This is a genomic window from Streptococcus cristatus (genome assembly GCF_003943815.1).
Classification (GTDB): Bacteria; Bacillota; Bacilli; order Lactobacillales; family Streptococcaceae; genus Streptococcus; species Streptococcus cristatus_F.
The window spans coordinates 70,465-82,890 of the sequence record NZ_RJNA01000007.1; the positions used below are offsets into that span (position 1 = coordinate 70,465).

The window sequence follows — 12,426 nt, forward strand, 5'->3', positions numbered from 1 at the left end:
GCTAGTCTCCCAATGTAACGGTTATTTTTTTCAATTTTTTCAGGTCTGTATTGACCTTCTCCTTCTGCTTGACAACTTTTGAGCCTTTGCCTTTAAAATTGACTTCCAGCCCTTGCCATTCAGCAAATTGCTCTACATTTTCCTTGGTCCAGCCATACATATCTGGCAAATCTTCAAAGTTATCACTTAAAATCAAAATCTGTTGATTGGCTTTCAGTTCTTGTCCTTCTTTTACAGAAACCTTCTTGATTTCACTGCCTGTTCCTAGGATGACTGGCTGTACCAGATTGCGGCGAAGTTCATCAGCCAAGCCTCCTGGGCTGATTTGATTTTTCAGCTTCAGTTGCTTGGTCAAACCATCGATAGATGGCATTTTATAGGTTGTTTCTTTTTCAACCAATTCCAAAGCAGGACTATCTCCAGTCAGATTTAAACTGTCTTTAAGCGCCACAGCTTCTTCCAAGACTGGATTGACAACTTCCTGCCAGAAAAGAGGGGAGAATTTCTCTTCGGGCTGCTGAACAGTGACATACATAATGAAATCTGGACTTTCTGCCGGCGTCATGGCTACTACGGAGTAAATGTTATTATTCTCCCCTTCCAAATAGCCCTTATCTGTCGCAATTTGGGCTGTTCCGGATTTCACGGCCACATCTTGCCCAGCAACTTGGATAACCGGCTCACCACCGATATTCAGGGTTCCATAATAAGGAACTGTACCGACCTGAATCATATAATTTCGAGTCGTTTTCGCTGCTTTTTCTGAAACTGGATGACCGACAATTTCTGGCTGAGATTTACGAGCGCTACCCGTTTTTGAGTCATAGATGGCAGAGATAAATTTCGGCTCTAACATGACACCATCATTTGACACAGCTGAAAAGGCACGTAGCATCTGTACTTGGGTTACCCCAATCCCTTGTCCGAAGGAACTCATGGCAATGGTTACAGCATTATCTGCCGGCAGGGCACCATATTCTTCATAGCCCATCCCAAAACGAGTCGGTAAGCCAAATTTGAACTTCGATAGATAATCGATCCACTTGGCATTGCCCATATCCTGCTCAATGCGTGTCATACCAACGTTACTTGAGAAAATAAAGCCTTGAGCATAGGTCAGGACTTGTCCTGTTGCTAACCCCATGTTCACATCCCAGTCGCGGATGGTAGCATCTGCAATCTTATATTCTGAGCTATCGAATGTTCCATTTGGGTTAAAGCTTCCATTATCAATCGCTGAAGCCAAGGTCATAACTTTCATCGTTGAACCAGGCTCATACTGCGTCTGGTAAAGGAAGCTATTCCAAGTTTTCAAATGATCTACATTCAGGCCCTCTTTGGTATCCGCATTATAAGTCGGACGCTGGGTTGTTGCTAAAATCTCGCCTGTCTTGGCACTGACCAAAGTCGCACTGACAAATTTTCCTTTAGCTGTTTCTTGGAAGGCATCCATCCGCGTTTCCAAGTATGTCTGTAGCTGGGCAGAGAGGGTTGTATACACATCTTTTCCGTCTTCTGTCTTAACAGAAACTTCCTCTGAACCTGGGATGATGTTCCCTTTACTGTCTTTTTCATAGGTAACCAGGCCATTCTGACCACCTAAGATACGGTCTAGCGACTGCTCCATCCCGGATTTCCCTACAAGCGTCTTATTGCCGTCCTTATCCTCTTGCATCTGAGCCTGACCGATAAATTGCGAAGCAAAGATACCGTTACTATAACTGCGGTTAGGGCTGGTTGTGAAATCAATTCCCTCTATCTTTTCCTTCTCCATCGCCTGCCGGATAGAGCTCATAGTACTATAGGTGATCCCATTTCCTTGAGAACCAAAAGAAACCTGTTTTAAATCCTTTTGCGCAAGTTGCTGCTTAACATAGTCCTTATCCATTCCTAAATGTTGATTAAGAATCTCAGCAACCTTTTCATACTGGGACTCCTCTACATAGAGGACCTTGCCAGCGGCGGATTTGTAATTTTTATCAATAACAGCATAAATATTATAGGTCGTTGCATCTTCAGCGATCGGGACACCGTTGCGATCATAGATCGTTCCTCGCTTGGCAGCGACGACGACTGTCTTTTGGTGCACTTGCTTGGCACCTTTTGACAAATTAACACCGAATTTTTGATCTGTCCCGATAATCGTCGCAAAATTAATTAAGAAAATGAAAAAAAGAAAGACAGCTAAAGCACTCATGCTTTTTCCCACTCTTCTTCGATTGTATTCGGGTGTCTGTCTGTTTTTTAAAGCATATCGCTGGATGTTTTTTAAAAATCTATTACTCATTGGTTGTACTCACTGTCTTACGATTTCCCTTTTGGAGTTTCATATCCTGAGAGCTGGCCAACTGGGACAGCCTTTCATAACGTGTCAATTCATTCACTTCTTGCTTAATATTATCCAATTCAGCCTGCTCTGACTCAATCTGAGCATTAACTTCAGTCAAATCATGATTGACCTGCAACAGTTTGGTCTGCATAAACACAATACTAACTGCAAGGATAATCGCTGTTAAAATAATGGAGCCATAGAAGGCTTTTTCGACTCGAGAAAATTTCCGAATCCGTTTTTGAATAGGGTGTTGCTTTCTTTCTGCCATGAAACTTACTCATGCACCTTCCTAGCCACGCGCAATTTCGCAGAATGGGCGCGATTATTGGCTTCTAATTCTTCTTTGCTTGGTAAAATGGGTTTGCGTGAAACTAACTCCAGCTTGGGCTGCAAATCATCTGGAATGAAAGGCAGACCTTTGGGAACATCTACGGTTGAAGCTTCTTTAAACAGTTGCTTGGTCAGGCGATCTTCCAGCGAATGAAAAGTAATCACTGAAATGCGCCCCCCCACTGCCAACAAATCAATAGCCTGCTGAATGGATTCATCGGCCGCTCCCAACTCGTCATTGACCTCAATCCGAATAGCCTGAAAAATCTGCTTAGCTGGATGACCTTTTTTCTTCAGTTCCTTAGCAGGTTTGGCTGATTTGATAATCTCCGCCAGCTCCGTCGTCGTTTCGATAGGCTTGATTTCTCTCGCCTGCTCGATCTTACGGGCAATCTGCTTGGAAAACTTATCTTCGCCATATTTGAAAAAAATACGGACTAGATCGTTGTAAGGATAGTGATTCACAACTTGGTAAGCTGTCAAGGCAGCTTCTTGATTCATCCGCATATCCAAAGGAGCGTCCTGCTTATAAGAAAAACCGCGCTCCCGTTCATCCAGCTGCGGACTAGATACGCCCAAGTCATAACAAATTCCATCAATCTTCTCGACCCCTACTTCATTCAAACGAGTCTTGAGATTGCGGAAATTATCCTTGATAAAGGTCACCATGCCCCGCTCAATGTAGGGAGCCAGACGTTTTTTGGCATTGTCAATCGCAGTCTGATCTTGGTCAAAAGCATACAAATGCCCCTTGTCTCCCAGCTTGCTCAAAAGATACTCGCTGTGACCAGCTCCGCCCAAGGTCGCATCAACATAGATGCCATCTGGCTGAACATCAAGCTGGTCAATCGTTTCGTGAAGAAGTACAGTAATGTGATGAAATTCTTTTGTCATATCCTATCTATTATATCACATTCATGTATAAAAAAAAATCTAAAAGAATATATCAGCTTTTGATAGGCTACCTTATAGCTTTTGCAAGTCACTTTCAGATATTTACCACTTGGCCTACGAGCTTCTACCAGTCAGCGAAAAGGCCTTGCGGGCATGCCACATTTTGCTATAATCATAACTACCAATGCATTGCGAGTTGGAATTTCTTACCATTCCGAAATTGATTCGTCCCCAAAGGAGATTTATTATGAAACTTGCTTTAAGAAATAGACTATTTGCCTTTATCAGTCTGTCACGGATCTTTAATATCCTAGGCTCTTCTATCTATAATATCGTCTTTATCGTATTTGCTTCTAGCATGCCCCAACCCAAGTTTGCCGTTGGTATTGCCAATTTTATCGTTCTTGTTCCTACCTTTTTCACAGTCTTTGTCGGGATGAAAGCTGACAAAACCATTCAAAAGGCCCGCTGGCTTATTCATCTAGGTTATTTGCAGGCCTTCCTCTTCACCCTAGTCGCCCTCCTAACCAAGTCCGCCTCCTACCTAGCCTTTGCTACCGTCTGCTTTCTCAATATCTTTTCTGACATTATCAGCGACTATCGCAGTGGCCTACAGATGCCTATCTTACAGAAAAATATTGAAGAGAAAGATTTTATGGAAGCTTACTCCTTCACTCAACTTCTCACTTTTTTAGGAAATTTTGCTGGGCAAGCCTTGGGTGTCTGGTTACTTAGTATCAGCCAGCAGAATTTCGCTATGGTTGCCCTCATTAATGCCCTCTGCTTCCTACTTTCCTCAAGCACTCTTTATCTGATTCGCCAAAAACTCACCCATGATGCCCCTGCTGTTACAGAGGAAAAGCTTCCTTTCAAGGCTCAGATGAAAGACCTTTACCAGAATGTCCAAATGATTTTTGAACAAGAAAAAATTGGAAACTTCCTGCTAGTGCTGCTTCAAGTCCTCCTCTTAAATGCACTGGCCGGCTCTATCATGGGACTCTACAATCTCTATTTATTGGATCACCCATTTTGGGGACTAAACCTGAGCCAGTCTCTGCTCATTATCGAGTCCTGCACAGTGATTGGGATTATCTCTGCCAGTGCCTTCTCAAATGATTATTTTTCCAAGCTCTCTCTGATGCGACTCGTCGTTTGGTGCTCGCTAGCTCTCCTCCTCTTAGGCATCAGCAATTTACTCCAAGCTCCTGCTCTCTTGGGAATTTTCTTTCTGACCTTTCTCATGTATATCTCTGGAAAAATCAATCCTAAAATCAACAGCATGCTGCTGAGTAAACTTCCTCCAGAAGTATTAGCCCAAACCTCCAACTTTCTCACCATGCTCTTTACCTTTTCCATTCCGCTAGGAAGCATGCTTTTCACTAGTCTCGGCCTTTGGAATATGGGAAGCGCTTGGTTGGTCTTCTCTCTACTTAGCGGTGTCTGCCTTCTACTCAGTCTCAAAAACAACTAGAGTAAAAATCGTCGCAATTCCATACAAAAAAGAAGGAAGCCTAGACTTCCTTCTTACATATTTTTCAATCTTTCTACCCGATCAGAAATTGGTGGGTGAGTGTAGAAGAGCTTTTGCAAGCCACCCTTCTTCTTAGGATCATTGATATAGAGGGCTGCACTAGCATCATCTACATGGTGCTCCATGGGCTGGCTATTGTCTAACTTCAACAGGGCATTGATCATGCCCTTAGGATTACGGGTCAGCTCAACACTTGAAGCGTCTGCCAGATACTCACGTTGACGGGAAATAGCCAACTGCACCAATGTTGCAGCAAGCGGCGCCAAAAGAAGAGCTAGTAGAGAGACAATCATCAAAACAATTCCTAAGCCATTGTCATTGTCCCGATCGTTTCTTCGACGGCCACCACCGCCAAACCACATCATGCGCCCAGCCATGCTAGATAGCATCGTGACAGCACTTGTAAGCGCCACTGCAATCGTCGAAATGCGAATATCATAATTACGAATGTGACTGACTTCATGCCCCATTACACCTTCAAGCTCTTCACGATTCATGAGGGCAAGCAAGCCAGTTGTAGCAGCCACAGCCGCATTCTCAGGCTTTGAGCCAGTCGCAAAGGCATTGGGCGAGGCATCTTCTACGATGAAGACCCGAGGCATAGGAATCTGAGCCACCATGGCCATATCCTGTACAACGTGATAGAGTTCAGGCGCCTCTTCCTCGGAAACTTCCCTCGCACCGTTCATCGACATGACAATCTCTGTGGACTGAAAAATCATACTGACAGCATAAATACCACCGATGATAAAGGCGATGGCCATCCCACCAAAGGGAGAATCGAGCCAAAGATAGCCGACAGCAGCCCCAATCAAAGCTAAAAGAGCAAAGAAGGCGACGAGGAGAACCCAAGTGCGCCTTTTATTGCTGGCAATTTGGTCAAACAACATAGTGGCCACCTACCCCAAATCGCTAAAATCCACTTTAGGAACAGCCTTTTCTTCCTCTGGTGTCTTCAAAAAGTCTGCTGCTTTGAAGCCAAACATACCTGCAATGACATTGCTTGGGAAAGTTTCCATTTTGACATTGTAGTTGCTGGTTACTGAATTGTAAAGCTGACGAGAATAAGCAATCTTATTTTCTGTATTTGTCAACTCTTCCTGAAGTTTCAAGTAGTTTGTATTTGCCTTAAGATCTGGGTAATTCTCAGCAACCGCAAAGATACCAGAAATCGAACGAGTCAGGGCATCACTAGCCTCCATAGCTTGGGCAGGTGATGAGGCAGCAGCTACTTGGTTACGCAGTCGAGTAACATTTTCCAAGGTTGATTTCTCATATTTCCCATAACCTTTAACCGTCTCTAAAAGGTTGGGAATCAGGTCATTTCTGCGCTTGAGCTGGACATCAATCTGACTCCAAGCCTCTTGAGTTTGCATACGGCTTTTAACAAGACCATTGTAAACAGAAATCACGAAAATAGCTACAACTGCCACAACTGCAATAATAATTAAAAACATGGACATAATAAAGATACTCCTTATGATTTGATTTCACCTATTATAACAAAAAAAGCTCAACCTGTCTTTCTTGACATGTCATCTAGTAAAAGAGCTTTAGCTTGAGTAATATTCAAACACCAAAATGGTCAAATATCTAGGAATGGCTTCTTCACTTTTCTAGAAAACAAACTCTATAAGTCAGGGCAAGTCAGTATCTAATCCTTGGGTACCCAAGAAGCCAATCGTCAGAAGCACCTTACTCTGTTTTATGATATAATAGAATGAATACTGACAAACAAGGATGAAACTATGACACCGCAAGAATTTTACCAGCTATTGAGCCAGCAAGGAATCGAGCTGACCGACCGCCAGAAAGACCAGTTTGAGCGTTATTTTGAACTTCTGGTCGAATGGAATGAAAAAATCAATCTGACAGCTATCACAGAGAAAAATGAAGTCTATCTCAAACATTTCTATGATTCAATTGCGCCCGTTTTGCAAGGTCTGATTGACAATCAAGAGCTTAAGCTGCTGGATATCGGAGCTGGGGCCGGCTTTCCCAGTCTCCCTATGAAAATCATCTGCCCCCAGCTAGATGTGACTATCATTGACTCCCTCAACAAACGCATCAACTTCCTAAAACTACTTGCAGAGGAGCTCGGGTTGGACAAGGTTCACTTCTACCACGGTCGTGCAGAAGACTTTGCACAGGACAAGGCTTTTCGAGCTCAATTTGACCGAGTGACTGCCCGTGCAGTCGCTCGGATGCAGGTCCTATCTGAACTGACCATTCCCTATCTAAAAGTTGGCGGGAAGCTCCTAGCACTCAAGGCTTCCAACGCTCCTGAAGAACTGGAAGAAGCAAAAAATGCCCTCAACTTACTCTTTAGCAAGGTCCAAGACAACCTCAGTTATGCCCTACCAAACGGTGATCCCCGCTTTATCACAGTGGTTGAAAAGAAGAAAGAAACGCCCAACAAATACCCCCGCAAGGCCGGTATGCCAAATAAAAGGCCATTGTAAGAAGAAAACATTCGTCAGTCTTGTCAATAACTTCCAAGACATCAATTTGGGCAATGCCATCTATGATGATCGAGTATTTAAAATTTTATACACCAGCTATTATCGAAAATCTTTCATGCTTTTCAAGCCTCTCACAATCACTTTGCTATAAATCAACTCTATCTTTTGGTATAATAAACTCAGGAAATTTCTACTAGAAAAGGACATTTTATGAAACTCATCTCTTGGAACATTGACTCTCTCAACGCTGCTTTGACCAGTGATTCTGCCCGCGCTCAACTCTCTCAGGCTGTCCTTCGGACCTTGCAAGCAGAAAATGCGGATATCATCGCTATTCAGGAAACAAAGCTTTCTGCTAAAGGCCCGACTAAAAAACATCTTGAGATTTTAGAAGAGCTCTTCCCAGGCTATGAAAATACTTGGCGCTCCTCCCAAGAGCCAGCCCGCAAAGGCTATGCTGGAACTATGTTTCTCTACAAAAAAGAGCTGACACCCATCGTAACCTTCCCAGAAATCGGAGCTCCTTCAACCATGGATGTCGAAGGCCGCATCATTACGCTGGAGTTTGACGACTTCTTCGTCACTCAGGTCTACACGCCCAATGCTGGCGATGGCCTCAAACGCTTGGAAGAACGTCAGGTCTGGGATGTCAAATACGCTGAATACTTGGCTTCACTAGATGAACAAAAACCAGTCCTCGCAACCGGCGACTATAATGTAGCCCACAAGGAAATCGATCTGGCCAATCCAGCCAGCAACCGCCGTTCACCAGGCTTTACCGACGAAGAGCGCGCCGGTTTCACCAACCTACTGGCTAAAGGCTTTACCGATACCTTCCGCCACTTGCACGGCGATATCCCTAACCAATACACTTGGTGGGCACAGCGCAGCAAGACTTCTAAAATCAACAACACAGGATGGAGAATCGACTACTGGCTGACCAGCAATCGCGTGGCTGAAAAGGTGATCAAGTCTGATATGATTGACTCTGGTGCACGGCAAGACCACACTCCGATTGTCATGGAAATTGAACTTTAAGGAGGAATCCGATGGACTATCAAGCTGTCATTCCCGAATTTATGGTATCTGACATCGAAAAATCGCGCCTCTTCTACTGCGACCTACTGGGCTTCTCTGTCGAATACGAGCGTCCCGAGGAGAAATTTCTCTTCCTTTCGCTTGAAGACTGCCAACTCATGCTAGAAGAAGGCAGCGCAGAAGAATTAGCCCAACTGACCTATCCTTTCGGACGCGGTGTCAATATTTCCTTTGGCATCGAGGATGTCCCTCAGCTCCACCAAAAACTGCTGGAAGCTGACTATCCCATCCATCGTCCGCTGACCAAAAGAGAATTTCGAGTAGGAGATAGCTTTATTTATCCCCATGAATTTGGGGTTTTGGATCCAGATGGATATTTCCTACGATTTAGTGAATAAGAAAAAAGAGTTTGGGACAAAAGTCCGACCTCAAATATAAAAAGCGAACAAAACTAGTTTTCTGGTAATCAGAATTCTACTTTGTTCGCTTTTCGCATTTAATTATAGATTTGAAGGGCTTAATAATTAAGATTTTTAAAAATTGAAATCTTTTTGTCCCAAACTCCTCACTTGTCTCTGGAGTGTCGAGCAAGACGCAGTGGTTGAGTGGGCTCTACTACGCTGATTTCATCAGCTTTTACAGCCCTACTCAACTGTGCGGAGGTGGGACGACGAAATCGAATTCTAACGAATTAACGATTTCTGTCCCACTCTCTATTTACAAGTAAATTTCTCAAATCTATCTATACTATCAGAGGGTATTTTGTAGTGGAAAGCGTCCAAAATCCTGCTCCGCCAGTGCAGGATTGCCCAGCTGATAAACTTTGTCAGCCTGCTGGGTCAAACCGTCCCATGGCTCCTTGCCGATTCGGCTGGCCAAGTCAACTTTTCCCTTAAGCTTGGACAAATGCTGACGTCCCTGCTCGGAAAAGCCTAAAATATGGATGCCAGACGGAAGCTCTTCTTGTCTAGCTCCGACCAGGATATAGGTCAGCAGACGCCGGACCCGAGCCTTGGTATAGCGCTTGGTCGCCACCTGTTCAACTAGCTCTTCTATGGTCTCACTGCTTTTCAGAGCCTCCCTAATCCGAACGGACAACTCCTGATTGACCTGATAGTAGTCCGTCAAATCAGGATAGGTCACTATCTGGTAATGGAGATAAGGAAAGAGATCCGACCAAGTCACCTTGGGTGCCGTTTCAAGCAAGTGATAGGCTGGGGTGAATTTTTTGATAAAGTCTGGCTGATCCAACTTCTGACGAAGGGCAGTTGCGGAGGCAAATTCTTGATCAGCTGACAAGGAATGATAACCAGCCCCCTGACGTTGAATCGGGCACAGCTTTATCGCCTTTCCCGCCACAGCCTTGGCATAGGCCAAGCCCAAGATATGATTGGGAGTGGAGCCTGAGAAATTGAGCCCTGCAAACTCCTGCCACATAGCCTGAGTCTTCTGAGGATAAGATAGGGAATCAGGCAAGCCAGCCAGATAAGCCTCCATCTGCTCTGCCTTTTCACCATAGACCTTGGAAATACTCTCGTAGTCCAGCACTTCCTCGGTCCCAAAAGTCAGCTGTTCGATGCCCAGTCTCTCTAAGATGTCTACTGCCCCCTTAGCGAAAAAATCCGCTGCCTGAACGCTGACCAAGAAAGGCAGCTCAAGAACCAGATCCGCTCCAGCTTCCAAAGCCATCTGAGCCCGAGTCCACTTGTCCACGATAGCAGGCTCTCCACGCTGCATGAAATTCCCTGACATGGCAACAATTTTCAGTCCCTCTGCCTGATCCAGCAGGTATTTATGCCCATTATGAAAAGGATTGAACTCCGCGATAATACCTGTGATGGTCATCTGTACCACCTCCGTTCATAGTAGATAATAATTTCTTCCACTATACAGATAATGTTTATATTCCCTTTATAGTGGTTAGAAATTTTATAATAATTTTTGAACAAGTCATACACCCTGCAATAAATATTGGGATGATTGTATATGAATCAATCTGACTATTGTTTAAATCTTCTAATAAAAGAAAATAAGTTCCAACTATTAAAATAAATAAGAACATAATTGTAATAAATTGAAGCCATATAGAGAAATAATTTAAAACATCTTTTGTTATTTTAGGTTCTCTCTTTGTGATAAACTTCAACAGATAGGGTGAAACAAATAAAAATAAGATCATAAATAATATTATTAATTGATGATCCGATATTGTTTTTGAAATTCCACAATAAAATTTTATAATTAATTCCAATACATTACTATGAGTTTTTACTGATTGCAAGTATTTTACAAAAGAAAAAGCTGAAAGACTTGGAAATATAACGTATTTTAAAAACTCAAAACCATTTTCTTTCTCTGTATCTAATATCTTATTAAGAAATGAAATTGGATATTTCAATAACAATCTGATTATGTATAAACTACATAAGATGACTACAATTATCACTCCTAGCACGAACAATAAAATTTTGATTGTTTTTGCAGACGATGACTGATTACTAAAAAATTCCCAGTCGCTTGAATATATTTCCTTTAAATTTTTCTTTATTGAATTTAAAAAAACACTAATTTGTTTCATATTCCATGTTTTATAATAAAATTTCACTAAATAAAATAAAAAATATCCCAAAAACATCCAAACCATTATAAACTACATCTCCTATTTCTCCGCCACAAAGAACCAGCGAGCGCTCTTGTCGGTCGGCTCCTTGTCCTCAAAGTCCGCGTAAACCTTGACATTCTTAAAACCAGCCTGCTCCAGCAAGATATCGTAAGTCAGAATTTCATAGGTCCGCTCCTCATGTACCTCATCATGGCGCGTGAAACGCCCATCCTCGTCTTGGACAAAGAAGGTCAGCTCATGCACGATGGAATGAGGCGGTTCGTCCGCATAAGAATCCCAGACCATGGCAAAGGTTTCAGCATTTTCATGATAAGAATAGCCTGGAAAAACCTCATCAATCTGGTAAATCGAATGTACGTCAAAGATAAAGCGACCGCCCTCATTTAGATGCTGGTAAACTTCTGCGAAGACCTGACCGACATCCACTTCGTCCTCCATATAGCAAATCGAGTCCGAGTAACAAGTCACCAAATCAAACTGACCAACACCGCTCAAATCCAGCATATTTCCTTGTATAAAGGGAATGTCCAAACCAGCCCCTCTGCTACGCTTCTCTGCCAAATCCAGCATTTCCTGACTCAGATCCAGCCCCGTCACATCAAAACCAGCCTGCTTAAAAGAAATAGACTGGATGCCCGTACCACAGGCCAACTCCAATAGCTTTTTCTTATCCTTGGGAAAATGACGCAAGCTGAAATCCGTCCACTTCTCATACAAAGAATCATCCATAATCGCATCGTAAACCGACGCGAAGGTTTCATAAGTTGCCATACTTTTCCTTTCAAAAATAGCCCAGCCAGCAGGCTGACTGAGCCGAATTCTGCTTTCTGCCTAAGGGCAAAAAATCACTTGTTTTTTTCTTCCAATAAGGCAGCAACATCCACACCAGTTGCTTCGTGCCAGAGTTTTTCCAGATTGTAATGCGCCCGCATTTCCTCAGAAAAGACATGAACAACGATGCCGCCCAAGTCAAGGAGAACCCAGCCACCAGCTGCGTCTCCCTCAACATGACCAGCAGAAACTCCAGCCGCAGCAGCTTTCTCACGGATATTTTCAGCTACTGCATCCAGCTGACGGCTGTTCATCGAGCTGACGATGACAAAGTAGTCTGTCACAGTAGTCAGACCTTGCAAGTCCAGAGCCACAATATCTTCTGCACGCTTTTCATCGGCCGCCTTCACGACCAGTTCCAATAATTCTTGTTCTTTCATAGTTC

At 43.4% G+C, this 12,426-nt stretch carries 13 protein-coding genes; 4 read left to right on the forward strand and 9 right to left on the reverse strand.

Annotated features, from left to right (window positions below; genetic code table 11):
- Position 1: 1 nt before the first annotated feature.
- From pbp2x to rsmH, 3 genes are read right to left on the reverse strand one after another with little or no spacing between them, the layout of a single operon-like run.
- A complete protein-coding gene (gene pbp2x / locus D8872_RS06020) occupies positions 2 to 2,287 on the reverse strand; it encodes a penicillin-binding protein PBP2X (protein ID WP_125390298.1) in 2,286 nt (761 codons plus the stop codon).
- The gene (gene ftsL, locus D8872_RS06025) at positions 2,280 to 2,600 is read right to left on the reverse strand and encodes a cell division protein FtsL (RefSeq protein WP_005591835.1); all 321 of its coding nucleotides are present in this window, start codon (positions 2,598 to 2,600) and stop codon (positions 2,280 to 2,282) included. Before ftsL ends, pbp2x begins: the two co-directional genes overlap by 8 nt.
- Before the next feature lie 5 nt (positions 2,601 to 2,605).
- Positions 2,606 to 3,556: a 16S rRNA (cytosine(1402)-N(4))-methyltransferase RsmH gene (gene rsmH, locus D8872_RS06030; RefSeq protein ID WP_062123001.1), complete on the reverse strand. Its 951-nt coding sequence runs from the start codon at positions 3,554 to 3,556 to the stop codon at positions 2,606 to 2,608.
- 247 nt (positions 3,557 to 3,803) lie between these two features.
- Between rsmH and D8872_RS06035 the strand changes: the two genes are divergently transcribed.
- Positions 3,804 to 5,027: an MFS transporter gene (locus tag D8872_RS06035; RefSeq protein ID WP_062122998.1), complete on the forward strand. Its 1,224-nt coding sequence runs from the start codon at positions 3,804 to 3,806 to the stop codon at positions 5,025 to 5,027.
- Positions 5,028 to 5,080: 53 nt separating this feature from the next.
- Here D8872_RS06035 and htpX read toward each other — a convergent pair whose 3' ends face one another.
- Both htpX and D8872_RS06045 read right to left on the reverse strand, forming a co-directional pair.
- A complete protein-coding gene (gene htpX / locus D8872_RS06040; protein WP_125390299.1) occupies positions 5,081 to 5,977 on the reverse strand; it encodes a zinc metalloprotease HtpX in 897 nt (298 codons plus the stop codon).
- A gap of 9 nt (positions 5,978 to 5,986) precedes the next feature.
- Positions 5,987 to 6,544, reverse strand: a complete 558-nt coding sequence (locus D8872_RS06045) for a LemA family protein (protein ID WP_045500951.1) — start codon at positions 6,542 to 6,544, stop codon at positions 5,987 to 5,989.
- 291 nt (positions 6,545 to 6,835) lie between these two features.
- Between D8872_RS06045 and rsmG the strand changes: the two genes are divergently transcribed.
- The 3 genes from rsmG (at position 6,836) to D8872_RS06060 (ending at position 8,985) form a co-directional block, all read left to right on the forward strand.
- On the forward strand, positions 6,836 to 7,549 hold the full coding sequence (gene rsmG / locus D8872_RS06050) for a 16S rRNA (guanine(527)-N(7))-methyltransferase RsmG (RefSeq protein WP_125390300.1): 714 nt from the start codon (positions 6,836 to 6,838) through the stop codon (positions 7,547 to 7,549).
- A gap of 210 nt (positions 7,550 to 7,759) precedes the next feature.
- Positions 7,760 to 8,587: an exodeoxyribonuclease III gene (locus D8872_RS06055; RefSeq protein ID WP_125390301.1), complete on the forward strand. Its 828-nt coding sequence runs from the start codon at positions 7,760 to 7,762 to the stop codon at positions 8,585 to 8,587.
- Positions 8,588 to 8,598: 11 nt separating this feature from the next.
- On the forward strand, positions 8,599 to 8,985 hold the full coding sequence (locus D8872_RS06060; RefSeq protein ID WP_125390302.1) for a bleomycin resistance protein: 387 nt from the start codon (positions 8,599 to 8,601) through the stop codon (positions 8,983 to 8,985).
- A gap of 352 nt (positions 8,986 to 9,337) precedes the next feature.
- Here D8872_RS06060 and D8872_RS06070 read toward each other — a convergent pair whose 3' ends face one another.
- The 4 genes from D8872_RS06070 to rsfS all read right to left on the reverse strand — a co-directional run bounded on the left by D8872_RS06070 (position 9,338) and on the right by rsfS (position 12,421).
- Positions 9,338 to 10,432 carry a nucleotidyltransferase gene (locus tag D8872_RS06070; RefSeq protein ID WP_125390303.1) on the reverse strand — a complete coding sequence of 365 codons (1,095 nt, stop codon included), beginning with the start codon at positions 10,430 to 10,432 and terminating at the stop codon, positions 9,338 to 9,340.
- A 55-nt stretch (positions 10,433 to 10,487) separates the two neighbouring features.
- Positions 10,488 to 11,231 carry a hypothetical protein gene (locus D8872_RS06075; RefSeq protein WP_125390304.1) on the reverse strand — a complete coding sequence of 248 codons (744 nt, stop codon included), beginning with the start codon at positions 11,229 to 11,231 and terminating at the stop codon, positions 10,488 to 10,490.
- 15 nt (positions 11,232 to 11,246) lie between these two features.
- The gene (locus D8872_RS06080) at positions 11,247 to 11,981 is read right to left on the reverse strand and encodes a class I SAM-dependent DNA methyltransferase (protein ID WP_125390305.1); all 735 of its coding nucleotides are present in this window, start codon (positions 11,979 to 11,981) and stop codon (positions 11,247 to 11,249) included.
- 74 nt (positions 11,982 to 12,055) lie between these two features.
- Complete coding sequence (gene rsfS / locus D8872_RS06085; RefSeq protein WP_002915774.1) at positions 12,056 to 12,421, reverse strand: ribosome silencing factor; 366 nt, start codon at positions 12,419 to 12,421, stop codon at positions 12,056 to 12,058.
- Between the last annotated feature and the right edge of the window lie 5 nt (positions 12,422 to 12,426).